This is a genomic window from Shewanella corallii (assembly GCF_023349125.1).
Lineage (GTDB): Bacteria > Pseudomonadota > Gammaproteobacteria > Enterobacterales > Shewanellaceae > Shewanella > Shewanella corallii.
Genome location: NZ_JAKIKT010000001.1, coordinates 286,409 through 311,653 on the forward strand (window position 1 = coordinate 286,409; position 25,245 = coordinate 311,653).

A 25,245-nucleotide genomic window follows, 5' to 3' on the forward strand; every position below is an offset into this window, starting at 1 on the left:
TTGTTATCCGGCCAGGTCCCTGGGATCTCTGGGGTAGAACTTCTCCGGCAGAGCCTGAATATGTTCAAACTCCCGGGTGTTTTTGTAGGGTAACTTCATAAAGCCGGATACCCCATAGCCCTGAATTTTCCCCACATGATTGAGAATGCGGTCCAGACAGGCTCGAAATGCCGCCTGACGTCTGGGGTTCAGCAGTTTGAAATAGCTGTGGATCTTCATATGGGTGGGCAGTACTTCGAAAATGATACAGCCGGTATGATGGATCTGGTTGAGGGTGCCCAGCTCTGTCATGATCTCTGCAGGCAACTCCAGGCTTTCATCCGGGTCGCGGCCATCCTCAAAGTAGGAGTGTAACCGCGACTTATCTTCCTGCAGTGGTACATCGTTAACCTCAAAGGGCAGCTGCTGATTCTCCCCGGCGACAAACTTCTGAGATTCATCTTCACGGGTGATATGCAGTGTGTCCCTGGCATTAAAAAAACAGGCTTTGAATGTGCCCTGTTTATGTATCCCCCGCGCCAGGGTAATCATATTGCCCACCACCTGAGAAAATGCATGTTTCAGGCTGTCGTCGTACAAGGCGAGGTTTGAGTCCACATACAAAGAGTTGTCCTGCCAGTGCAGTGCCAGTCCTCCCATTATGGGGTAATGCCCCAGTCTGCCGAGTGCCGCCAGAAAGCCTTTCTCCGTGTCTCCCATGCCAGCCATAAAATTGCGGTAGTACTTATCCAGCTGAAAATCATCGACCCGGGCGATGGGCTCATCGACCTGATGTTCCCGCAGAAAGGACTTACGGGATGAGTAGCTCACTGTGTCCACCTCTTTATTGGTGGCCTGGGTCCACACTGGGATTGGCGCGTGGTACTCCTCATCGGACAGTTTGGGTAACAGCAGACGTTGGGGACGGCTCATCGCCTTAAGAAAGTAGTCGCCGGCACGATAACGGGTATTGGCATCATGACTCAGCATTCCTTCAAGGATTCTTGCCAGCTCTACCGGCAGCCCAAGACTGGTGGGCGGGATAACTTTGCTGCCAAATCGACTGGGCAGGCCTGAGGCCAGTGCAAACAAAGTACCTGCCACGCCCTGTTCATCAAATCTGGGGCTGGAGAGACCTGCATTAAGTTGCTCTTCGCCGATAAAGTAAACGTCTCCCATGCGGGCGTTGGTATGCTGCTGATCGCCGCTGAGCAGGTTCATCACATTGCTGGCGACCGGCTCATTGTTTTCATCTCTCTGGGCAAAGACAGCTGACCCCCAGTCAATTAACGAGAGGGTTTGACTGGCCTCATCCCACATCAGATTGGAGGGTTTGATATCACCATGTACCAGAGGCGTGCCGACTCTCAGGTAGATCAGAATATCGGCCAGCTGACGGGCGATTTCCATGACCTCACCGGGAGTGAGAGCTCCCCTGCGTAAGCAGAGCTGCTCCAGATCTTCCCCCTTGGCTCTGTGCATCACCAGAATGCCCTGACGCCCGACCATCTCGAACTTAACCAAAGGGGGCACATGGGGGTGGTTCAGCAGGGAGATAATATGGGCTTCATCTTCCAGTCTGTCCTGAATATGTCGGGGCAGGGTGATGCGGGAGAATTTGAATACATGGGATTCTCCCTGCTGATTGACTCCGGCAAACACAAAGCCATATGCCCCTTTACCCGCCAGTTCAATGTCCGAGTACCCCAGCTTGCTGAGTTGCTGTTTACACAGACGGATCCAGGCCCTGTGTTTACGGGCATCGTCAGCTTTCAGCAGATAAACGGATTGCTCTTCAGCAATATAGAACTGTTGCAGCAGAGGTGTGGGCAAGTTGCTCTCCTTGGCATCGGCATCCTGTGTGGGAGTCGCCGTATTCATCACAGACTGGTAACTGAGAAATCACTAAAATAACGTTTTGTACGGGAAGCTTCATTTAAGCAGTAAGCTTCCTGATTGTTCAATTGTTATCTGTCTAAAGATTCGACAAGCCCTTTGATGTAAATCAAGTAAGTCAGCATGCTCAGTGGGTTATGTTGATTTTGTAACCTGATTGAGTTAGAGACGCAGACAGGAGGGCACATGACAGCCCCGGTAAAATCACAATTATTAGAGTTATACGAATTCGCCCGCAAACGCATTATCCAGTCGATGGAGTTGCGTCATTGCCCCCATGCCGGTTTTTACAATCCAACCGATGATCAGTGTTTGTTTTGTCATCAGGGGATGGAATGTGTGTGGATGAACCACAATGATGAGCTGGTGTCAGTGGAAGAAAAGTCTGTGGAAGAGCTCAGACAACAGGTTTTGATTGCCGAAGACTTTATTCGCTCAAGCCTGACGCCTTACCATTTGAGCCGACGTAAGTGTCAGTGCGAGAACTGCCTATGGCTACGTAAGGCTCAGGAAGTTCTGCGGGGTGAATAACTCTGCTTCTGTGTTTTTCCTGCCCGGAATTGGGTAGAGTAGCGTCCATTAAGAATTTTCGGAACTTCTGATGGACGCAGCATTCTGGTACAGTAAATGGGACTCCCAGCAAATCGGTTTTCACCTGGATTCGGTCAATCCCCTTCTGATTGAGTATTGGTCATCCCTGGCCCTGACTCCCGGCTCTGAAATATTTGTTCCCCTCTGCGGTAAATCCCTGGATATGACTTTTTTGGCCGAGCAGGGCCATAAGGTGCTTGGCTGCGAGCTGAGCGAACTGGCAGTGTCTCAGTTTTTTGATGAGCAGCAGCTGTCGGTAAATGTGTCCGATGCCGGGGTACATAAGCTGTATCAGTTTGATGAGATCAGCATCTATCAGGGGGATATTTATGCCCTCCGTGCAGAGCAAACCGCCAATTGTACTGGCTTCTACGACAGGGCTGCCTTGATTGCCTGGCCGGAAGAGATGCGTGATGGTTATGCCAGAAAGCTGGCTGAGTTGATTAAGCCCGGCACAGCTGGCTTGTTGGTGACGCTGGACTACCCGCAGGAGACACTACAGGGCCCGCCATTTGCGGTCAGTGATGCCTGGGTGGAGCAACATCTGGCTGAGCATTTTGAGATTGAGCAGTTGTGCTGCCGCGATGTGCTGGCGGATAACTCAAGGTTTATCAAGAAAGAGGTGCCCTGGTTAAACGAGGCTGTCTACCGACTGGTGCGTAAATAGTTGGTGGTTAACACTTAGGGCAGAAATAGCAAAGGCGCCATCAGGCGCCTTTGTTGTATCCGGTTTAAGCCAGATTAGAAGTCGTAACGAACACCAACGGTGAATACGTTGTCGTCGCTCAGATCTACTTTAGCGCCAGCCATTTTGTAGTCGCCTTCGTACATGGCGTAGTGGCCATAGATCAGGGTGGACTTGGCCAGACGGTAATCAGCACCAACAGTGATGCTCTGTACGTTTACGTCAGAGAATGTGGCTTGATCAGCTGCATTACCGATAGAGTTTTGGAAGTATTTGCCCAGACCAGCTTCGTCTTTGCCGTATTCAGCCTTCAGGTTTACACCGTTCAGGTTGTAAGCAGCGTTAACGAAGTAGCTGTTACCTTCCATGTTGGAGAACTCTTTGCTTTCAGTGTTCTGGAACAGACCGCCCAGTTTGAAATCAGCCAGTTTAACCTGACCTACAACGCGGTAAGCTTCAACGTTGGCAATACCATCCATGTAAGCAGCTGCTACATAGTAGTTATGAGCTTTCAGCTTCTTGTCACCCAGAGTCGCGCTCAGTGCATACTGCTGCTCTTCAGTGTCAGTTTGGTTGTCTTTCAGCAGGTAGGTTGCGTTCAGAGTAACCAGATCAGCGATCTTTGGAGAGTAGTACCAGATACCGTCAGCAACACGCTCTTGACCAACGATCAGACGATCGATGTCGGCGTTGGTGTTACCGAACAGGTCAACACCGCCTTCAGTTTGCTTGAATACGTGGTCGTTACGACCAACCAGAACGGTACCGGCATTGGTTTTCAGACCCAGGAAAGTGTTACGGGCAGAGAAAGTTTTGCCAGAAGTAGTGGTGTTATCTACGCCGAATTCCATTTGGTAAATGATGTCGAAACCGTCAGCGATTTTTTCGCTGCCTTTTACACCGATGTGGGAAAAGTTGTTTTCGAAAACAGTACCTTCTTTACCATTCATGGTAGTGGTGCCGTTGTCAGCGTTGGTTACAGCCAGATCCAGGCGACCGTAGAAATCTGGGCCTGCGGCCAGTGCAGAGGCAGAAGCCATAGCCAGTACTGAGGCGATGGACGCAGAAATAAAACTCTTCTTCATTCGTATTGCTCCCTAAAACTTCCGTTTGGGTTGTTTTGATTCAGGTAGTGTCGTAGTGCAGACTTCCGGTCTGTTACAACTTCGGGGGCAATTTTTGCAGCTTTGGCCCTATAAAATTGTGCCTTGTGTCATACTTCTGGTGATTTTTACCTGTGTATATAAGGACTTGCAAAACAAGCTGGGTGTTAATTCAATGTTGCTTGCTGGCGCTGCGGGATTTCTCGTAGATTAAGTAAAAACAATGGCTTATATATGTGGTTGTTAATATCTATAGGGTGGTGATGGACTGTGATTCATCTGGTTGCTTATTGTTTTCATTGATTTAGCTGTTCTGACTGCTGCTTTTTTGTACTTGTCCGGATGGCTTTGGTTGTCTGTATCGCATTTTTATTTTTGCTGGTGTGATCTGTGTCGTGCAGTTGGCGTGTTTGGCGGATGATGGAATTTGGGTAAAATACGCCCTTTGTCGTCCTGAGCCCCTGTGAACGGTTGTTCTTAATATGTTGTCTGAAGCTTATTTGAATCGATTTGGCGGAATTGCCAGATTATATGGTGCCCAAGGGCTGACTAAATTCCATGGCTCCCATGTGGTGGTGGTCGGTATTGGTGGCGTCGGCACCTGGGTGGCCGAGGCGCTGGCGCGCAGCGGTATCGGCCGGATTACTCTGATTGACCTTGATGATATCTGCGTGACCAATACCAATCGCCAGAGTCATGCTTTGGCTGACACTATTGGCCAGTCCAAGGTCGAGGTGATGGCCGAACGGATTAAGGCCATCAACCCTGAATGTCAGGTTGAGCTGATTGAAGACTTCATTACCACAGATAACCTGGGCGAGTACTTTGTGCCTGCCAAACAGGGCGGTGATATTGATTATGTGGTGGACTGCATTGACGCGGTTAAACCCAAGGTTGCCCTTATCGCCTGGTGTAAGCGCAACAAGATGCGAATCGTGACCGTTGGTGGAGCCGGTGGTCAGCTGGACCCTACTCAGATCCAGGTAGCAGATCTGGCCAAAACCTATCAGGACCCTCTGTTGGCTAAGGTGCGTAACTTGTTGCGCCGCGAGTATAACTTCTCCAAAAATGTCGACCGTCGATTTGGTATTGATGCCGTGTTTTCCACCGAGCAGTTAACCTATCCCGCAGCAGATGGTCAGGTTTGTGCAGCCAAGCCTGAGGCGGGTGGCACCATGCGTATGGATTGTTCATCGGGCTTTGGCGCTGTGACTGTGGTCACAGGCAGTTTTGGCTTTGTGGCTGTCAGCCGGGTACTGAAAAAGCTGGCCGATTTGGCTAAAGCTGAGTAGATAGACACCGTCAAATCAGACAGATAAAAGAAGGGCGATACTCCACTGGAATATCGCCCTTTTTGCCTGGTCAGCCCGCAAAGACTGATTTTTGTTGGTTCAGTGCTTTCTGTTAACACTGATAGAGTTCGATATCCCCTGCCAGGCGGTACTGCACTGGGAACTGCACTACAAAGCCTGCACCGCCCAGACTGGTGTGGTGATTAAACCAGATGGTGCCCTGAAGTTGGGTAGTGGCGTTGTATGCGGCTGCCAATCCGAGCCCGGTAGCACCATTACTTCGACTGGTGGTATAGAAGGGTTCGAACATATGCTCGGCCACGTCGCTGCTGATACCCGGGCCGTTATCCTCCACTGAAATCTTCAGTTGTTCATCTTCGATTGTGGCGCTTACCAGCAGTCGGTTGCCTTTATCTTTGGTGAAGCCATGACTGAAAGCATTGGTGAGCAGGTTGCCAACTATCTGACTGAGTAGACTGTGGTTACAGACAATCTCCAGATTGGGGGCAATATTAATCTCGATATTGGCCTCTTTCGGCTTGTACATGAGCCGGGTTGAGTCGTAGAGATCTTCTACGGCCTGCAGCAAGTTCAGATCCTGCTGCTTATCCTGAGGTTGAGCCACTGCCACAGTTTTAAATTTCTGCACCAGTTGGCTGGCCTTGATGATATTACCGGTTGCCAGTTCGCAGCTTTGCTGGGTGTCAGCAATAATACTGTTGATCTCATCCAGAGTGGGTTCATCGCCATTTATCAGCAGGTGCAACTCCTCCAATTCATTCTTCACCATAGTTGAAGCGGTCAGACAGACGCCAATAGGAGTGTTGAGCTCGTGTGCGAGACCTGACACCAGCCCCCCCAATGCTGCCATCTTTTCCTGTTCAACCATGAGTTGCTGAGCGCGGTTGAGCAACATCATGGATTGCTCCAGCTCCTTCGAGTGCTCTTTATCTTTGAGTGACAGGTTGTCCTGATATTTCTGTTCTCTGGCTTGCAGGGTATTTCGCTCTGTCTCGGCTTGTTCCAGCTTGTGCTGCAGTTCTGACAATTGCTGCTCCAGAGGATTGGGGAGTTCCTCAACAGGTTCCTTAGTGGCGTTTGAGACCTTACGCCATAGCCAGATCAGTCCGACACTGGCCGCCAGCAATAACAGCAGACCATTGAAGAGCAACTGTTGCCAAAATGCCTGCCATAGCTCTTGCCTCAGGAGCTTGCCATTGGGTTGAAGCAGAAGTTTGGCGGCGGGCAGGGTCTTGGAGTCGCCAAGGCTAAGTGACACAGAGGGGGTGCCGTTCAGATCACCATGTTGCCAACTGAGGTTATTGCCCATCGTCAGGGAGGCATACTCAAGCTCTTCACTCTCAGACAGTTCGCTCAGCCAGCTCTTGATAAGGCTTGGCAGTGCAGCGACGTCTCCTGTGGACAGGTTATCGAACAGTGTTGGCAGCCTTTGGGTCACGGCTCTCTCGATTCTGGCATTCTGAGCCGAAATCAGGTCACTGTGTTTTTGCCCTGTTTGCAGCAGAGTGACCAGCAGTGTCAGTAATATCACGATCAATAAAACCGACTGAGTCAGCCTGCGAGCATCTGGATTTTCAAGCATTTGTTTGAAGAGGCTGATCATAGATCCCGGCACGTTAATCTGTGTATATAAAGCATAGTCGCCATACAGGCAGATAGCGGCGATATCCTTGATAAATCTTTGTGCACTTTGGTGCGGATATTGCAGAGTTTTTGTCCGAAAGTGTTTTGTTCAATTTTCTGACAGTTGGATACTGCTATGTTGAAGACAAATTTCTCAGAGCTGCCTGTATTCAGTGGCCGCAAACTGATGTTTAACTCCATGCTTTGGCTGGTAATTTGTTGTGCCACCTTGCTGTTCCTGCCTGAGTCTGTGCTGCAGGGGCTGGGTTTGTATGCTTTGGTATCGGCCAACAACCACTTTATCGGTCTGGGCATGATAATCGGCATCGCCTACTTTATTGCCCGCCTGATGGGGGTCTTTCTGGATGAAGGGATCCGCTATTTAAGCGACAAGCGGTTGATTGAGAATATTGAACACAAGGTCAGCCTGCTGGATTTGTCAGAAAGGGCCTTGCTCAGAGAGTTCTTTTTGCAAGGAGCCACAATTCTGACGTTGCCCCAGAATGAAACGCCAGTAAAAAGTCTGCTGAATGCTGGCATTCTGGAGTGCCTGGGGAATGAAAAGCACTACGCCATTCATGGTCCCACTGCTGAGTACAAGATATCCATGAAGGCCCGCAGCTATCTGAATCGACAGATTTTACGATTGCCATCGGGGCAACCGACTCAGGAAGAGATGCAGGCCCTGATAAAGACCAGGCCCACCTTTATCAATCATATTGCTCAACCCCGCAAACATGCCGCGTGATCTAGCTCGGTTAAAGCCCGACTGAAACAGGAAGGCTGCCAACATGGCAGCCTTTGAGCTCAATTCGCAAAGTTGTTTTATCGCTAGTGGTCAGTATTCGGAGGTAAGGTTCCGGGCTGTAGGGTTTATTCCGATAAACTCTCAAATGCAATTGACGAGAGTGACTGAGTATAAGTCGCGCTGTCAACACCAAGTCGCTGGCGTCATATCCTCCTCGGTGAAACGTCACTCCATTGCCTGAACAGGCACAATACTGCCGCTACCAATTTCGGTCGTAGTTTCACGGCAGACCTTACTCTGAGGTGTTCAGCCTTGTAAACAAGTTGCCTACTATCTCGCCACCGGGAAGATAAATCAGGATTTTGGTGGCGCGGATTTCTGGATAAACATCCATGTAATGTAAGAAACAATGCCTATGGTGCTGAAGATTACAATCATGGACATCAGCCCAATGGGGTTACCAAACATCAAATCCAGCCAAAACGCCATAATAGACTCCACTAATCAATTCCTTTGGTGTCAGACTATTACGATTGTTAATTTGTGTTAATGATCTTGATCAATGCTTGGTTTGTTTTGTTGTTCTTGTGGGTGTGTTTCAGCGGCGCATTATGTTCGGGTTGAAAAATGCGCGATTGAATAACTGCGACCACCAAAACCTAAGGTAAAGGCTTGTCAAAGAAGAAACCAAAGGTATAATGCCCAGCATCTTCTGAGGAAAGCTCCTCATGAGATAGCAAAGTCTGATGCCTGTGTGGTGAAATTGGTAGGTGAGAGCGCAGCTCGAACGGGGATTCAAAGCGAGTCCAAACACTGCAGACAATCTGATGCCAGAGTGGTGAAATTGGTAGACACAGGGGATTCAAAATCCCCCGCCCTTAAAAGCGTGTCGGTTCGAGTCCGACCTCTGGTACCATACATTAGACCAGCACTATGCTGGTTTTTTTGTATCTGAATCAGGCCGAACCGCCACGCGCGCGTCGTCCGGGATGCCGGTCCAATCGGTTCGACCTCTGGTACCATCTCCTTAATAAGGAGAACATAAACCGACCTTGAGTCGGTTTTTTTGTTTTTTATCATTGGATTTTGAATCCAGGGATTCACTATTCACACTATCAGCCCGCTCTTAAAAGTGTGTTGGCACGAATCTGACCTCTGGTACCATCTCCTTCTTAGGAGAACATAAACCGACTTTGAGTCGGTTTTTTTGTTTTTTATCATTGGATTTTGAATCCAGGGATTCACTATTCACATTATCAGCTCGCTCTTAAAAGTGTGTTGGTACGAATCTGACCTCTGGTACTATCTCCTTCTAAGGAGAGCATAAACCGACCTTGAGTCGGTTTTTTTGTATCTGAAATTTGGCCGAATCGCCATGTGCGCGTCATCCGGGATGCCGGTCCAATTTCTGTTATCGGCTCGTTTTATAAGGCGGTTGGCTGAGTAAGTGAGCTCGACCTTTAACGTAATAGATGGCCTGACTCATTCCGTCATGATTTCAGGATTTCCCCGGCTTGGTCAGACGCCGAGCCGGGTGTTGAAAAACTCAAGCAGTTATTTGCCAACAATAACGATGATCCTTGACCGTGACCATGAGAGCAGATCACTAGCCACTTGAATTCTCACTCTTTTGGTCAAGGGTTATGCCGCTTTTCCTGTTCGATCCCCCAGGACTCCATTGATAAGAGAACCGGCTCAAGAGACTTGCCAAGTTTCGTCAGCGAATACTCTACCTTTGGTGGAGTTTCACCGAAATCCTTGCGGCTTAATATACCGTCTGCCTCGAGTTCACGGAGTTGTTTGGATAGTGTTCTGGGTGCTACACCATCGAGAGACCTGGTCAATTCTCCGAAACGTTTTTCACCTTGTAGTAAGTGATAAATAGCCAGTACCTTCCAACGCCCACTAATCACCGCCAGGGTTGCCTCAACCGGGCAGCCCATTTCCTTCCTTTTTTTATCAACCGGCATCTTACTATCCTTATGTTACTAGTTACAAAAAAGCCCATACTTGTGCATTGCGAATTGCTCATTTACGTTAACAACAAGAGAGCGTTGACGTTTTGTTTATATATCGACTCTCGATCATTTTGTAGTGGAGTGCGCTTAAAATTTAATGAAATGGAGTGGGTTATGCTTTCGAGTGCAAAAGACGTGGCGTTCCTGTTTATTGATCATCAAAGTGGGTTGATTCAAACCGTCAAAGATATATCTGCTGCAGAGCTGCGAGCGAATGCTGCAGGTTTGGCTAAGGCTGCAACATTACTGGGTGCGCCTTCAGTCTATACAGAAAGTGTTCCAGAGGGTCCAAACGGGCCTATTATCCCGGAGATTAAAGCGAACGCTCCCGACGCGGTTTATGCACGAAGAACCGGTGAGATTAATGCATGGGATTCCAAAGCGTTTGTTGATGCGGTGAAAGCGACAGGAAAGAAAACGCTTATCATGAGTGGAATTTGGACCAGCGTGTGTGTCGCATTGCCTGCATTGAGTGCTATTGATGAAGGTTACACTGTGTACGCGGTGATTGATGCCAGTGGTGATAACAGCACCTTCTCTCGTGAGATAACCATGGCCAGACTTGCGGCAGCTGGCGTGACGGTTGTATCTGTGACAGGGATGCTCGCAGAGCTGCAGAAGACGTGGAATCGTGACGATGCTGAGGAGTGGGGCGCAATCTACGCAAACGTTGTCCCCAACTATGCCGCGGCAATCGAGCAGCATACGGTTGCTTAATTTGTTGTATCAAGAGGCAGATTCCGACTGACAAATAAAAAGAGCTGACAGGTAGATGTCAGCTCTTTTGTTGTGTGGGGAAACATCCCTCCTTCAATCAGGAAATTACCCGTATCACTTTGTTGTCATTCGCATCGGAGAGGGTCAAAGTTACCCGGATAAAACCTTTTGGTGTGCCCGCCAGTGAAAACAGAATGCTGAGGAAAGCGACGAGAGACTTATCAATGCCTCCGTTCAGCCAATCCATAAACACACCGTTGACTTCGGTCCATGCTCCCAGGCTATCGCCTAATCTTTCGTTTACATCTTGGAGTAACTGGCTCAGTTGTTCCTCCAGCTCCGATGGTGGCAGCCCATAAGACTTTATCTGGTCAATGCGCCCCAGAACCTGTTGTAGTATGACAATGAGCTCTTCCATGGCATTGGCTTTCAGGTAGAGCCTTTTCGCAGGCTTCACATACTTGTCGAACGCCTTGTCTGTGGCTCTGTCAAAGTCTCTGCCGTAGCGTTTGCTTTTCTTCACAATGCGACGAACATCCCGGTTATCCATCCCGGTTTCATCACCAAGTTGATTGAGGCTCTCGGCCAGACTCATGCTGCGATCGACTGCGTCCCGATAAGCATGGGCCAGGGTGAGAGCATTTTTAGTCTCAGTGCTGTTGCCAAGCTCCAGCACTCTGTCCATCGCCAGCGTAAAGGCATATTTAGGAACGGCCTGATTCAACACTTCAATCAGCAGTTTGCTGTCTCCAACAAAGACATCAAGAGTACTGGTTGTGAACTTGCTGGTGCTCAGCTGACTCTGATACCAATCAAGATGAGAGCGGATGTCATCGGCATCGACAATATCTGCCATGGGTTCAGAGACAATATTGATATCGCTGTCAGGCAGAGTGAGCGAACGGAGCAGTTTCTCCATTTCACCTTTACTGTGCTTTTTGCGGTCGATATTGGAGTAGTGGAAAGCGAAAGAGGCAAACTGCTCTTTATCTATGGATGCATTGGCAAGGTCATAGGAGAGTGCCATTGAGGCCTGGCGGGTCTCTTTATTGAAAAAGTTGGAGAAGGTGCTATTGGCCTCAACCTTTCCTTTAAGCTTGATATTACCCAGGTTGTCGACAGCCAGATCGAGTTGAGTGTTGATATTTTTCACATAGCTCAAGCTGATACCGGCAAAGTCCAGGTTGAATGACAGGGACCTGGCGGTGCTGTATCTGGCATTGATTGAGTCCTGGGGGACTGAGATGACTCCCTCTTGCTGGGCTTCATCCAGTAGCAGAGCAAATTGTTTGTTTTTTCCCAAAATCAGGGCTGAGTAGAGGCTGTTACTCAAGGGGTGTTGCGAGTCGATAAAGTCGATAATCAGCGCATTTTGGTTGAATGTTGTGGAGCTTTGCTCAAAGGCTAGTGCAAGACCGACCTGGATATTGGCCGACTTCTCAAGTGCCTTCAGTACTGTTTCTTTGAACTCCTGATACTGGGAAATTGCGTACTGAACTCTATCGTTAATCGCTGCATCTGTTTGACCTGCCAGTGCCTTGACGTTGACTCCCAGGCGCTCCAGTGGCGCCAGAGCATCTGTGATCTTGCCCTGCTGCTGGCTGATAAATTGATCAATTTCTGCGTCCAGTTTTGACTTCCAGCTATCAAACTGTGCTGTCAGCTCCGTTGTCAGTGTATTGGCAATGGATGCGATGGAAGCATCACTGATATCCAGCTCAAAGGTCTCAGCAAGTTTGCTGGTGACCCGGTTGGCCAGTACCCTGGAGTCAGCCTTTGGATCCTGAGCGTATCGATCAATGATTTTTTTCAGTTCAGTACTCACCAGCTGGTTATATACCTGATTGCTACTGCTCTCTCCAAATACCAATTTCACCAGCTCACCGTACCATTGAGCCTGTACTTCATCGGTGACCTCCTGCATCAGCTTGTCGGCCGGACTGCTCCACTCTTCAAGTTTGGCGACCAGTTCATCGGCATCTCCCAGCAGTGGCACTATGTATTTTCTGGCTACCTGATCGAGACCTTTAACCTCGGCATTAGCATTTATTTTGAGTGACAATGACTCTGTTGTGGTATCAGTCAGTTTGACAGTGGCACGAATGCCTGCGGGGTTAACGCCTGAGGGTTTGGAAATTTCAATGTGAATATTACCGGTGTGTTCAAAGGTTTTGCTTAGGCCCGCTGTCAGATTTAACCCAGCACTGACATCGGCAAAGTGGCCATCTCCTGTTTTGCTCCATGCATGCCCAAATCCCAGCGCGCCATTAAAAGCGAATTTGCCATGGGTTCTCAGAGATAACTGACGAAGGCCCTGACAGTGGGAGCCGTTAGCGCAGGGGGCCAGCGCTTTGTTTACCTGCTTTAGATCCCATACTAAAAGTGCATCATCAAAGGCGTCCAGCAATACTGAGTATGTGGGCTTATCGGCAGGATATTGAAAGAAGCGGTCAAACTCTATCTCCCTGGCATGGTCGATACCAATCGAGGCTGTTGCATACCCTGAGCTAAATGCTGCGCTGCCTGTTGCCGTATACCCGGCGGTGACTTCATGATTGACTATGACGTCTGACTCTGGGATATCCAAAAGCTCCGTTGAGGCAGCCTGCTTATTCCATACCTGAATTCGGGTGTCAGCGGCGGCAGATAATTTCAGGTTAACGTCACCTGAACCACTGATTGCTTTGCTGGTGTCCCAGTCTACAGACCACTCTTTTAACTCGGTGAATGCACTGATTGGCGCGGTAAAAGTTTGCCAATGGCCATATATTTTTTTCAGCTCGTCAGCTTCAGCTTTAATTCCCAGTGAATCCAACAGAGTACTAATTATCTTTTTTTCTTTTTGAGTCAACTCGTTATTCATAAAGCCTTTAATCGTTTCAATCAGGCCTTCTAGATCATAGTCGGGGAATTTCTTATGGAGTGCGTCCAGCAGCAGTGAATAGGCGGGTGTAGCCTGATTGATATTACTTAGAGTCAGCATAATTAAATTCCTTTTACCCTTGAGTGACAGCAAGTTTGTCCAACCTATTAGGCTGTCATAAATTGGTCAAGTTACAGTGATTTTAAATTACCCGATTTCAAGTTGATAAACTGCTCAGATTAATATTGTTGCAGCTGTGTTTTATTGCTGGGATTTAACATTTCTTTGCCGCTAATATTATATTTTTGACAACTGTTTATTTGATTGCTATTCGTAATTTCTTGATATTACAGTTAATAAAAAGTAGGTACTTTCACTGAAAGTACCTACTGGTATCGTCGCAATACAGGTCAATTATCCCGGTACTTTGACCCGATAGAAGATCTTGTAGAATACAGGAACCACAATCAGTGTCAGTACAGTGGCAAAACCCAGACCAAACATAATGGTTACTGCCATGGGGCGGAAGAACACATCCGGCAGCAGAGGGATAAGCCCAAGAATTGTGGTTACCGCCGCCATACATACCGGCCTTACCCTGCTGACAGCAGCATCGACAATCGCCTGATAGGTATCCTTGCCAAGCTCCAACTCCAGATTGATTTGATCCACCAGTACTATGCCGTTTTTAATCAGCATCCCTGTCAGGCTGAGGAAGCCCAACAGTGCCATAAAGCCGAATGGGGTATCCAGTGCCAGCAGACCAGCGGTGACCCCTATGATGGCCATGGGCACAGTCAGCCAGACGACGATAGAGTCTTTCAGTGAATTAAACAGCAGCACAGTGATCAGGAACATAAACAGATAGCCCAGGGGCAGGGAGGCAAACAGCGAAGCCTGTGCATCGCCGGATGACTCATATTCGCCACCCCATTCCAGCTCATAGCCTTTGGGCAAGTTAATTTGCTCAATCAGAGGTTGTACTCTAGCCTGCAACCCAGCTGCTGTCTCTTCGCCAAGCGGGTCCGGATCTGCCGATACTGTCAGTACCCGTTTGCGGTTTTGACGGACGATAATCGGGTCTTCCCACTCTGTGGTATATCCCATGGTGACCTGCTGCAACGGGATATATTGCTGCATGGAGGGACTCCAGATCTTGATGCCCTCAATGGTATTTACATCGACCCTTTCATCATCCGGCAGCGCCGCGACAATAGGCATCAGCAGGGTACCATCACGGTACAGACCAACTGTTCTGCCGGAAAACGCCATCTCCAGCAGATTGTCCACATCCTGCTTGGTGATGCCGTAGCGGCGCGCCTGGCTCTCATTAAACTGTGGCGCGATTACCTTGGTGCGCTCCCGCCAGTCGTGGCGAATATTGACGGCATCAGCATCGGCTTTGAGTATGTCTGATATCTGGGCGGCAATTGAGCGCAGTACCTGTGGCTCTGAACCAATAATTCTGGCTTCAATTTTCGACCCTGAAGAGGGGCCCAGCTCGACACGTTTAAGCTTATACTGCACACCCGGGTGATTGGACTCAATTTCATCGCGGATTTTTTCAATCGCCGGCAACACAGACTCATAACTGTCTGTCCGTACAATCAACTCTCCGTAGGCGCCATAGCTTTTCTCGGGAGAGTAGGTCAGCATAAATCGCTGATTACCTTTACCAGTGCTCGTGGTGGCGTATTCAATGCCGTCCTGCTCCAGTGCCCAGGCCTCAAGCTGTGCCAGTTTATCTGCCGTAGCATGAATATCGGTTCCTTCCGGCATCCAGATATCAACCATAAACATAGGGGTAGTTGAGGAGGGGAAGAAGGCCTGTTTAACCATGCCGAAGCCCCATACAGATGTGCCCAGCGCGGCAATCAATACCACACAGGTGAGCAGGGTTTTACGCATGCAGAATTCAAGAAAACCACGGTACAGAGTAAAGAGAACGCCATTGTAAGGATCGGCATTGCCCGCTTCTTCCGGGTTGTCTTCCTCTTTGAAAAACAGATTGGCAAAAAATGGTGTCAGTGTGATGGCGGTAAACCAGCTGAGCATCAGGGAGATCAGCAAGACACTGAACAAGGTGCCGCAATACTCACCTGTGGCATCGTCAGACAAGCCTATGGGGGCGAATGCAGAGACGGCAATCACCGTGGCACCAAGCAGTGGCCACTTGGTTTGGGTGACAATCTCCGACGCCGCCTGCACCCGGGTCTTACCCTTCTTGAGACCCACCAGAATCCCCTCAACCACCACGATGGCGTTATCCACCAACATCCCCAGCGCAATCACCAGGGCGCCCAGGGAGATACGCTGAAGATCAATCGCCAGATACTTCATAAAGATAAAGGTACCCAGCACAGTGAGCAGCAGTATCAGACCAATCAGCAAGCCGGATCTCAGCCCCATAAACAGCAGCAGCACCACAATCACAATGCCCACCGCCTGAGCCAGACTGACCACAAAGCCCTGAACTGAACCGTCAACCTCGGCCGGTTGGTTGTACACCCGGCCTATATCTATGCCTATGGGCTGATACTCCCTCAGCTCCTCCAGGCGGCGGTCAACTCTTTCGCCCACCTCGACCACATTGACGCCATTGGTGAAGGAGACTCCCAGATTCAGTGCCAGTTGATTGTTGTAGGAAAGCAGGTTGGTGGGGACTTCCTGATAGTCGGTGCGTATGTCGGCAACATCGCGCAGGTAGATAAGTCCTTCAGCTCCTGTGTCATTGATGATCACGTCCCCCAGTTCCTGGGCGGATTGGAACTCCCCTGTGGTTTGGATACGAATATACTCATCGCCAATCCGGATCGCTCCGGCGCTGTTAACTGTGTTCTGGGTCTGGATTAACTGAAACAATGTTTGCAAAGAGATCCCCAGGCTGCTGAGTCGCTGCATGGACACTTCAACAAATACCTGTTCCTGCTGGATGCCGGACACCTGCACCTTGCCGACGCCTTCAACCAGTTCAAGCTCTCTGCGCAGGTAATCCACATAATCTTTCAGCTCTGAATAGGCGTAACCTTTGCCGGTCACCGCCAGCAGAACACCATAGACATCACCGAAGTCATCGATCACCAACGGGGTTTGTACACCCGGAGGCAGGTTGCCCTGGATATCATTCACCTTGCGGCGCATTTCATCCTTGATTTGGGGCAGATCGTCCGGGCCATAGTTGTTCTTCATGGACACGGTAATCTGAGACAAACCCCGGCTGGAAATTGAGGTGACCTTGTCCACATAGACCAGTTGTTGGACCGCTTTTTCCAGTGGGTAAGTCACTTCCTCTTCCACTTGTTGAGGCGTGGCCCCTGGGTAGGATGTCACTATCATTACGTCTTTGATGGTAAAAGTTGGGTCTTCCAGCCTGCCCAGTCCAAGAAAAGAGATGATGCCACCGACCAAAAAAATGAGCGTCAGCATCCAGCTGATCACTTTGTTATTGATAAAATAACCGGCGATGTTCTGTTGCATATTATTGGTCCCCGCCTTTAACTCTTACCAATTGACCGTCAACCAGCTTGTTGACTCCTGCTGTGACCAGCAGCTCACCGGCTGACAGGCCGTCCAGTACTCTTATGGACTGAGGCATAAATTTCTCGGTGACGATGCGGCGTTTACTCACCCGCTTGTCATCTCCTACCACCCACACATACTTCTCAGTAGCATCCAGTGAGTCGCCATCCTGGTTAAACACTGCCTCTACCGGTATTTCAACGGCACCAGCGCTGTACGCCGCCAGCCCTTCACCACTGACATTCACGTTCACGCTCATGCCATCCAGTATCAGCCTGTCTTCGGGCATTGGCATGGTCAGTGTCACCATAAAAGCGCCGGAGGAGGGATCCGGCTCGGCAGTAAACTCCTTCAGTGTCAGAGGGTACTCTTCGCCGGTAGCGAGTCTTACTCTGGGGTCTATGGATTGCGTGGTCTCAACTGCCTGACGATCACTGTGTTTCACATACAGGATATCCGCCGCCTGGATGCGGATATCCACATCGGAAAGCTTGTGAATATTCATCACTGTCTGACCAGCGCCGGTAATTTCGAACTTTTCTATCGGCACTTTAGAGATGATGCCGTCAAAAGGGGCATTCAGTGTGGTGAACTTCAGTCTCAGTCGGGCGAGGTCCAGAATGGCTTTGGCAATATCTCTCTGGGCCTTGAGCTCATCCAGTTGCGACTGGGCCAGTGAACCGGTTTTAACCAGCTTGGCAGCTCTGGAAAACTGACTTTGAGCCAATTCATACCTGGCCTTGGCATCATCGACTGCCAGTTGATAATCGGTGGCATCCAGTCTGGCCAGTTGTTGACCTTTGACTACCTGTTGACCTGGCTTAACGCTGACTTCCACCACCTCACCAGCGACTCGAAACGAGAGCTCAGATCTGTCTGCGGCTGCGGCCACGGCCGGGAACTGCATTCTGGGTGATGCGGTTATCTGCTGCACTGGCTCTACTTTTACCAATGGTGGCTGACGCTCTTTATCCTGGGCCTGTGGGTTACAGGCGGTAAGAGCGAAGGCGGTGAGCAGCAGGCCTGCTGGCTTGGTTACCGGGTTCATCATAATCCACGCTCCTTAACCCAGGGTGTGACCTTGTCACCCGGTTTCAAACTGTCTACGCCAGTCATCACGATAATGTCACCGTCGCTCAGGCCCTCAATCAGGTGCCCCTGTTCAACAGCAACTTTGGTTTTTTGCACTCTGTTGTCGGCATCCAGTTTCCAGACATAATGACTGCCATCCTGCTCACTGAGCAGGGCCGAGTCCGGGATACTGGAACTGACGGATTGATTGATGGGCACTATGACTGTGGTGGACATGCCGGGGAGCACATTTATGTTTTCGGGGCGTTTCAGTGTCAGGGTGATTTTATAGCTGCCTGTTTTGGGGTCTGCTTCGGTATCTTTTTGCTTCAGAGAGGCCTGAAACTGTTGGTCAGGGTAGGTATCGAACACTACCATGGCCACGTTCTCTTCCTTCTCTTCTTCCTTATCCAACTGGCTGAGCAGGCGCTCCGGAAACTGAAAAGTCACATTCACGATATCGTTGGTTTGGATATTCATGACCGGCTCGTTGGCCTGCACATACTCGTAGTTCTCTTTGTGGCGTAAAGAGATGGTACCCCGATAAGGAGCATGCAGAGTGGCATAGCCAAGATTGGCTTTGGCCAAATCCCGGTTGGCAATGGCTTCGTTGAGTGCTGACTCGGCTTCTTCAAAGTCCTGCTCAGAGACCACAAAGTCCTTTCTAAGTCCCGACATTCGTTCGTATTGGACCTTGGCCAGCTCATAGTTTGCCTGGGCCTGAGCCAGTTCAAGTTTGAGTTCCTGAGGGTCCAATGCAGCCAATACCTGTCCGGTTTCTACCGCAGCGCCAGCTCTGACTGCCAGTTGCTGCAGTTGACCCGGGACTCTGAAAGTCAGCACTGCGCTGTCATCTGCGGCGACAACCGCAGGAAATGTTCTTGTTTGAGCTTCACCGCTGACAGTCACTGTCATCAATTTAGCCGGGCGGGAGTCGGGTGGGGGAATATCGACCTGTTTGTCACCGCAGCCGGTAACAAGGGCTGGAATGCATATCAGGAGCAGTCGTTGCATGGCAATCTCCGATAACGGTTGGATTAGACGAATATCCAGGGGCTATTCGTTGTCCCAATCTGTTACCTAACCGCCGGAGTGGGAGCCGGTCGGTACTGCAGGCACTGATTATTTTAAGTTTGGCAGAGAGTCATCGCTCATCTGACACTTTGATTCAACATAAATGAATGTTTAAACCATATCCACAGAGCATTGTTCTTTTGCGTGTTTTTTGAACTGCGTGAGTATTTCAGGGGGCTTTTTACCCTTCATTTCAGTGCGGGTGGAAAAATTGATAAACAAATATCAGGGAGAGAGTATTGGAGTAATAGCTGATAAGGCTGGTAAGGAAAAGGGGGCCGGAGCCCCCCGGAATTATAGTATGAGTTAGCTCTGGAGAATCTTGAGCGGCAGGCCCAGAAGGTCATCGCCCGTGCCGGCGAAATACCAGATTACCCCGACCAGTGCGCCAACGGTCAACAGGTACCAGACAGTACTGAAAATCTGTCCGTATCTGTCAAGCGGCAACAGGTGGGAATAGTGGCGGGTACGCCATTCAAATACGATTTCCAGGCTGCCGATCAACAGTAAGAACCCCAGCAGTGCCAGACCAAAGGTATAGCTGACAAATACCCCGATGGCTGCGCCGGCAACACATGCCAGCAAACCGGCAACACTGTTCATGGAGAAGCTGATGCTCTTCAGAATATGGCCGCCATCAAGGGGCAAAATAGGCAGCAGATTGAACAGGTTAAGCAGGGCGTTAAAGGTCGCCAGACCGGCAAAGAATATCTCACCTGTCAGCCAGTACAATGCCATACACAGGAGTGACATAAACAGGCCAAATGTTGGGCCCATAATGGAGATCACCACATCCTGCCAGCGGGTGTTGATCTTCTCATCTGACAGAGCCAGGCCGCCCATAAAGGGAATCAGGTAGATCCCCTTGGTCTTCATGCCGAAGTATTTCATTGCCCGGATATGGCCATACTCGTGGAACATCAAACAGGCGATCAACGCCAGTGCAAATTCGAATGAAAACAGCCACGAATATGCGGCAACACTGGCTCCCGCCAGTGCGACTTTAATTACTTTGGCACTTTTCAGCAGCTTAAAACCGAGAGATGCAAGACCAACCAGACTGAACTTTTGTGGCTTGGGAGGCGGGGTGTAAGGGGTTTGTTGCTCAATATCTTTGGTGGTGCGCTGTCCTTCGGCCAGAGGGCTGCCATTGGCGGTGACAGTGTAATCCAACACAAAAGGTTGCCACTGCAGCTGAACATCCAGTACCACTTCTATTTGAGTGCTTTCGCCGTCCTGGGTTTGTTGTGTCAGAGCGAACTGATGGCGACTGTTGCCCTCCTTCTGGCTACCGGCACTTTGCTGTGATACCAGAGTGTTATCCCAGAATAACTGTTGCCAGCCTGCCATGGAGCCTTCCAGTCGTAAGGGGCGACCAAGGCATTCAATATTCAGCAGTTCCAATCTTGTAATCCGTTCAATAATGTCAGAAATGAAGCGGATGATACCATGGTATTAGCTTGTGGCGGCGAACCTGGGTTTGCACTGGTAATCGAATATCAGCTCTTTGTGCTGCACCTTAACGGCGCAGTTGCCGTGTATCCTGTTGGTTTTGTGGGTGGCTTTGCTGATAGCCAGTTCAACATTGGGATAAATGCAGGTTCTGACCTGAATGTTGTGAATATCAAAGTAGTTATCCAGCAAATGTTGCAGTTCTTCCAGGCGTTTGACCAGTTGGTTCAACTCGGTGGCGGTGAACAGGTGATCCTTGTGCAGTTGCTGATATCTGGCAAGGTCATTTTTAGCCCCAGGCTGGTTGAGCTGATTTTCCTGGCGGACTTTACGTACCACCAGGGTTTGTTTTTCCTGCTCCAGTTCCTTTAGCTCCTGCTTGAGTTCCTCTCTGTGGTCATCACATTCGATACGGGTATGAGTGCTGGCATCGGCTCCAAGTGTGACCGCCTTAATGGCGCTTGCGCGCACTGAGCCACCGATAATATCACCCCGTTTGCCAATGCGGTCGCACACAAGCACTTCTCCCATGGCGATAACCTGACTGTGCAGGAGCTGGCGGGTAATATTGATATCACCACCGGCATTGAGGTTGGCATATTGCACAAAGGGGGAGCAGATCTGGCCCCGGGCTATCAGACTGGCAGGTAAGCTGTGGGTTTCATGGTGTTGTCTGCCCATCAGGCCCTGATTGAGAATGATATCTCCACCGGCCTGCAGCTGAGCTGACTGCACCAAACCCTGAACACAGATGTCTCCACTGGCGGTAACTTTCATTCCCTCTTTGATATCGCCACGGATCATGACGCTGCCCTGAAAGTCCACATGTCCATTGGCAGGGTCGACATCATGCAGTTGCAATACCTCATCAACTTGCATTCCATTGGGCGTTTCCAAAGGTAGACCAGCCATATCGGCCCTGAGCACGCTGTCATCCTCGTTGTCGAGACAGGTGCCATGACCCGGCAGCAGATCAATGTCTTTCCCCGGAATTGCTGGCAGCTCGTCGCCGATAAGGTTGTAGCCGGGGAACCCCTGCGATGGGGGACGTTTCACCATTAATATGTCGCCGGGCGCGACCGAGGCGATTTTGCCCAGGTCCCTCAGGTCTACTGTGCCATCTTCCCTTTCTTTGGGGCGTATCAGGCGCTCTCTGGCCAGGGGGACTTTACGAATATTTTTGGCGTTGCGGCCATGAACCGGCGGCACGCCCCTTGCGATTAGCCCTTGAATAACGCTTCCGGGCGGAGCTGTACGACACTGCTTGAGTAAGGCATCAATGTTGGTCTTGAGGATCCCTTTGGCGACCTTATGTTGGCGTAGCAGGGTGAGTACATCGACAAGGCTGGTGAGTTTACCGCCCCAGGGGCTGGTCAAAACCAGTTGAGCCAGCATCAGGTCTGTGGTGATATCCAGTCTGAGTTCAGCATCCCTTTTCTCTGCAACGGCATGTTGCAGTGGGCTTGTTGTACCTGACTTATGTCTGCGGGAGAGTTCCTGAATGACAAATTCTATCTCTCTGGTAAGAGGGTAGAAGTTTCCGTAACCAGCTTTGTCTATGGCAAGCTCAATATCATTGATGCTGAGGTCTTTATATTCGGCAGCGGTACCGGTGAAAATAACCTGATGCTTATCCCGACTCAGACTGATTAATTCAGGGTGACTCATTTGCTTCCCTTGCAAATTTTTTTGCTAAGTATATCAAGGGATTTGTTGAATAAAACGACAGCAGGGGAAATTTGAGGCAGCCGCCTGAGATAATACACTGCTGAAGATTTTCAGCAGTGTATTTTGCGTATTTTTAGTTATTTAATCTGTCGATACACTTTAAACTTGTTGTTCTCTGCTGTGCAGCAGACCTGGCCAAATGTGGCTGCGATAGTGTCTGAATAGGGCAGGTGGCGGTTGGCCACTATCTGCCAGCAACCGCCGGAACTCAGTGCGGCATGACTGTCGCGCACAAAATTGAGCGCAATATCAGTGGTAGCATTCAAGCCGTCATGAAATGGCGGGTTTGAGATAACAGCATCGAAGTTGCCTTCGGTTTGAGCCAGTCCGTCTGATGGGTACACTCTGGCTGACAGGCCATTGGCTGCCAGAGTCAGCTCACAGGAGGCCAGTGCCATGGCATTAATATCCACGCAATCCAGGCTGAGGTCTGGGTTATCCTTGAGCAGACAGGCGGCAATCACACCAGCACCACAGCCAAAATCCAGCACCCGGCCTGACAGCTCAGGCAGATTTTCCAGCAACAGCTCGGTACCCATATCCAGCTTCTTCTCGCTGAATACGCCCACCAGATTACAGATCGTGAGCTCCCCCTGTGGGGTTGGCAGTTGATAGCGGTTTACCCAGTCAGTCAGCTCGATGGCTGGAGCCTGCTCAATCAGCTCAGCGGCAAACAGCAGGCAATGACGGGCATTGTCCAGTTTCATTGACGGGCTGAAATAGTTCGGCAGTATCTTGGGCAGGGATTTCACGCCGCCCTTGTTATCTCCCACCACCAGAAGTTGGCCTCCAGGCTTAAGATAGCTGGCGGCGAGGTTGAACAGGTAAGGTGCCAGCGACTTAGCTTTGGGAAAGTAAACCACGACAGAATCAAAGCTGTCATCTGTTGGCAGTTGATGGCCAAAAAAGCACTTCAGCTTGTCGTTACTCTGGTGCTTTAGTGCCAGGAAGTGATGGAAATCCAGCGCTAGAGCGCTGACTCTTTCGGCATTTTGTAACAGTTCTTTTGCCAGCAAATCATCCTCATGATTCAGCAAAAGAACACTGTGCCCATTAACTAAGTGATTGTTTCTGATTATGAGTTGGGAAGGATTGCTGAGCACTTGCTGGCCTGGATTCTGTAAGACAAGGACACATTATATCTCAAGCCAATCCGATATTTCAGCGGCAATTCCATGGATTTGACCTAAGCTTACAAAGGGAAGAATTCCCTGAGGACTGCAGGGTATGCGAGGACAGGAGAGGTCTACAGCATATTCTTTGTGATTCCTGCTTTTTCTGTAAAGGACTACGGAGCAAATAGATGCCCTTAAAGGCGATATGGACGTTGTTGTTTTGCCTCTTATGGGGGCCATGCCTGGCGGCAGAGACCATTACCCATGAGTCGGTTGCTGGCTATTCCCCATCACAGGCAGAACTCAGACTGATCTTTTCCAGGCAGAAACTGTTCTGGCCAAATGGTGATCCCATCACTGTGTTTATTCTGGAACCAGACTCAGAAGAACACAGGCAATTTTGTATCCAGCAATTGAGTCTATTGCCCTATGTACTGCAACGCAGATGGGACAGGCTCGTCTACTCAGGCACAGGGGATCGTCCCACCATAGTGCCCAATGAACAGGTGATGAAGCAGTTGGTGGCGAGTACGCCGGGTGCTATCGGTTATCTGGGATCTGCTGATGCGTCACAGGGAGGTGACCATGAGGACCTATAGTTTCATTTTTCTCTTGTTATTCAGTGGACCTTTGTGGGCTACCGGACAGGACTGGCAGTTTAATGGCTATCTCAATCAGGCCTATGCCAACGTGGATGGCAGTGAGTTTATTGTTGGTGATGACAGCAGTAGCTTCGATTTAACCGAAGTGATGGCAACGGCATCATGGCAGCCCTTGTCCGCCGTACGTCTTGCCGGTGCGCTGACATACCGACAGTGGGGCACCCTGGCTGAGTCCGATGTTCGTATCGATTACCTGTTTGCAGAAAGTCGCTGGCAACTATCCGAAGGGCATTTGGGGCTGCGCGCTGGCCGGATGAAGAATGAAGTGGGCTTCTATTCAAGTACCCGGGATATGAGCTTTACCCGTCCCGGTATTATGCTGCCTCAATCTATCTATTCAGACTATTTCCGGGATGCTCAGTTACACGTAGATGGGGGCGATTTTTTCGGAAGAATCAATCTGAGTGAGGGTATTCTGGACTGGCACGTGATGGCCGGTCGCAGTGCCAGTAGTGAAGATCTTACCCGTAATATATTTGGTGAAGGCGATTTCGGTGAGCTGGACTCCAACAGCTTCTTCAGTGTCGACCTTGAGTATCAGGCCGATGAATGGCGAATCGGGACAACCTACTACAGCGCAGGTGTTGAGTATCATCCCGGTGGTGTTTTCTTTGCCGGTGAGCTGGACCTGCATGCCTGGGTATTTTCGGCGGAGTACAGTTGGCGCTGGTTTGAGCTGACCGGAGAGTTACTGTTGGGAGATCGCCATACTCAGGGGGTATATATCCCTCCTGCCGCGGGTAAGATAAAGGATCACAACCGTGGCTATTATCTCGAAGGTCGCGCGCTTTTGCCTGAGAATGTTGAGCTTTTCCTTAGATATGATGACTATGTTGATAACACAGATGATGACGCTGGCAGCCGTTACGCCGCTCAGTCTGGTAATCCCGCCTATTTTGCGTACAGTAAAGATTGGACCTTTGGAGGCCGCTGGTTACTGAATAAAGACTGGTTATTGGCCGCTGAATACCACTGGATAGAGGGAGCTGCCTGGGTTTCGCCGCTCCTGACTCGGGATCCGAACCAGCAGGCTAAAAACTGGAGCATGTTGATGCTGCAGCTGTCTTATCGGATCCAATGGTGACCCT

At 49.9% G+C, this 25,245-nt stretch carries 19 protein-coding genes and 1 tRNA gene; 8 read left to right on the forward strand and 12 right to left on the reverse strand.

Annotation, left to right across the window (positions count from 1 at the left end; all coding sequences use genetic code 11):
• Positions 1 to 3: 3 nt before the first annotated feature.
• Positions 4 to 1,812, reverse strand: coding sequence for a protein kinase domain-containing protein (locus tag L2725_RS01230; RefSeq protein ID WP_249247973.1), 1,809 nt, complete (start codon positions 1,810 to 1,812; stop codon positions 4 to 6).
• A gap of 249 nt (positions 1,813 to 2,061) precedes the next feature.
• Here L2725_RS01230 and L2725_RS01235 point away from each other — a divergent pair, with 249 nt between their 5' ends.
• Positions 2,062 to 2,406 (forward strand): hypothetical protein, encoded by a 345-nt coding sequence (locus L2725_RS01235; protein ID WP_115137337.1) that lies wholly within the window; start codon positions 2,062 to 2,064, stop codon positions 2,404 to 2,406.
• 70 nt (positions 2,407 to 2,476) lie between these two features.
• Positions 2,477 to 3,133, forward strand: a complete 657-nt coding sequence (locus tag L2725_RS01240; RefSeq protein ID WP_249247244.1) for a thiopurine S-methyltransferase — start codon at positions 2,477 to 2,479, stop codon at positions 3,131 to 3,133.
• Positions 3,134 to 3,207: 74 nt separating this feature from the next.
• Here the strand turns inward: L2725_RS01240 and L2725_RS01245 are convergent, their stop codons facing one another.
• Positions 3,208 to 4,236, reverse strand: coding sequence for a porin (locus tag L2725_RS01245; RefSeq protein ID WP_115137335.1), 1,029 nt, complete (start codon positions 4,234 to 4,236; stop codon positions 3,208 to 3,210).
• 503 nt (positions 4,237 to 4,739) lie between these two features.
• Between L2725_RS01245 and tcdA the strand changes: the two genes are divergently transcribed.
• A complete protein-coding gene (gene tcdA, locus L2725_RS01250; RefSeq protein ID WP_249247974.1) occupies positions 4,740 to 5,546 on the forward strand; it encodes a tRNA cyclic N6-threonylcarbamoyladenosine(37) synthase TcdA in 807 nt (268 codons plus the stop codon).
• Positions 5,547 to 5,658: 112 nt separating this feature from the next.
• On the opposite strand, the gene L2725_RS01255 is transcribed toward tcdA, so the two are convergent.
• Positions 5,659 to 7,098 carry a sensor histidine kinase gene (locus tag L2725_RS01255; RefSeq protein WP_249247245.1) on the reverse strand — a complete coding sequence of 480 codons (1,440 nt, stop codon included), beginning with the start codon at positions 7,096 to 7,098 and terminating at the stop codon, positions 5,659 to 5,661.
• 228 nt (positions 7,099 to 7,326) lie between these two features.
• Between L2725_RS01255 and L2725_RS01260 the strand changes: the two genes are divergently transcribed.
• Positions 7,327 to 7,938, forward strand: a complete 612-nt coding sequence (locus L2725_RS01260; RefSeq protein ID WP_115137333.1) for a superinfection exclusion B family protein — start codon at positions 7,327 to 7,329, stop codon at positions 7,936 to 7,938.
• A 354-nt stretch (positions 7,939 to 8,292) separates the two neighbouring features.
• Here L2725_RS01260 and L2725_RS01265 read toward each other — a convergent pair whose 3' ends face one another.
• Positions 8,293 to 8,427: a DUF3149 domain-containing protein gene (locus L2725_RS01265; RefSeq protein ID WP_115137449.1), complete on the reverse strand. Its 135-nt coding sequence runs from the start codon at positions 8,425 to 8,427 to the stop codon at positions 8,293 to 8,295.
• A gap of 340 nt (positions 8,428 to 8,767) precedes the next feature.
• Here L2725_RS01265 and L2725_RS01270 point away from each other — a divergent pair.
• Positions 8,768 to 8,854, forward strand: a tRNA-Leu gene (locus L2725_RS01270).
• 718 nt (positions 8,855 to 9,572) lie between these two features.
• On the opposite strand, the gene L2725_RS01275 is transcribed toward L2725_RS01270, so the two are convergent.
• Entirely contained in the window at positions 9,573 to 9,908 is a 336-nt protein-coding gene (locus L2725_RS01275) for a winged helix-turn-helix transcriptional regulator (RefSeq protein ID WP_249247246.1), read from the reverse strand.
• 162 nt (positions 9,909 to 10,070) lie between these two features.
• Between L2725_RS01275 and L2725_RS01280 the strand changes: the two genes are divergently transcribed.
• A complete protein-coding gene (locus L2725_RS01280; protein ID WP_249247247.1) occupies positions 10,071 to 10,673 on the forward strand; it encodes an isochorismatase family protein in 603 nt (200 codons plus the stop codon).
• Between the two features lie 97 nt (positions 10,674 to 10,770).
• Here L2725_RS01280 and L2725_RS01285 read toward each other — a convergent pair whose 3' ends face one another.
• From L2725_RS01285 to L2725_RS01315, 7 genes are all read right to left on the reverse strand, one after another.
• Complete coding sequence (locus L2725_RS01285; protein WP_249247248.1) at positions 10,771 to 13,656, reverse strand: hypothetical protein; 2,886 nt, start codon at positions 13,654 to 13,656, stop codon at positions 10,771 to 10,773.
• A gap of 294 nt (positions 13,657 to 13,950) precedes the next feature.
• Positions 13,951 to 17,013 (reverse strand): efflux RND transporter permease subunit, encoded by a 3,063-nt coding sequence (locus L2725_RS01290; protein WP_249247249.1) that lies wholly within the window; start codon positions 17,011 to 17,013, stop codon positions 13,951 to 13,953.
• 1 nt (position 17,014) lies between these two features.
• The gene (locus L2725_RS01295; RefSeq protein WP_249247251.1) at positions 17,015 to 18,106 is read right to left on the reverse strand and encodes an efflux RND transporter periplasmic adaptor subunit; all 1,092 of its coding nucleotides are present in this window, start codon (positions 18,104 to 18,106) and stop codon (positions 17,015 to 17,017) included.
• Complete coding sequence (locus tag L2725_RS01300) at positions 18,103 to 19,140, reverse strand: efflux RND transporter periplasmic adaptor subunit (RefSeq protein ID WP_249247252.1); 1,038 nt, start codon at positions 19,138 to 19,140, stop codon at positions 18,103 to 18,105. Before L2725_RS01300 ends, L2725_RS01295 begins: the two co-directional genes overlap by 4 nt.
• A 366-nt stretch (positions 19,141 to 19,506) precedes the next feature.
• Positions 19,507 to 20,550, reverse strand: coding sequence for a site-2 protease family protein (locus L2725_RS01305; RefSeq protein WP_249247975.1), 1,044 nt, complete (start codon positions 20,548 to 20,550; stop codon positions 19,507 to 19,509).
• 105 nt (positions 20,551 to 20,655) lie between these two features.
• Positions 20,656 to 22,320, reverse strand: a complete 1,665-nt coding sequence (locus L2725_RS01310; protein ID WP_249247253.1) for a FapA family protein — start codon at positions 22,318 to 22,320, stop codon at positions 20,656 to 20,658.
• A gap of 137 nt (positions 22,321 to 22,457) precedes the next feature.
• Positions 22,458 to 23,483: a methyltransferase gene (locus tag L2725_RS01315; RefSeq protein ID WP_249247254.1), complete on the reverse strand. Its 1,026-nt coding sequence runs from the start codon at positions 23,481 to 23,483 to the stop codon at positions 22,458 to 22,460.
• A gap of 200 nt (positions 23,484 to 23,683) precedes the next feature.
• Between L2725_RS01315 and L2725_RS01320 the strand changes: the two genes are divergently transcribed.
• Both L2725_RS01320 and L2725_RS01325 read left to right on the forward strand, forming a co-directional pair.
• Positions 23,684 to 24,094: a type 2 periplasmic-binding domain-containing protein gene (locus tag L2725_RS01320; RefSeq protein ID WP_249247255.1), complete on the forward strand. Its 411-nt coding sequence runs from the start codon at positions 23,684 to 23,686 to the stop codon at positions 24,092 to 24,094.
• The gene (locus tag L2725_RS01325) at positions 24,081 to 25,241 is read left to right on the forward strand and encodes a hypothetical protein (protein ID WP_249247256.1); all 1,161 of its coding nucleotides are present in this window, start codon (positions 24,081 to 24,083) and stop codon (positions 25,239 to 25,241) included. Before L2725_RS01320 ends, L2725_RS01325 begins: the two co-directional genes overlap by 14 nt.
• Positions 25,242 to 25,245: the final 4 nt, after the last annotated feature.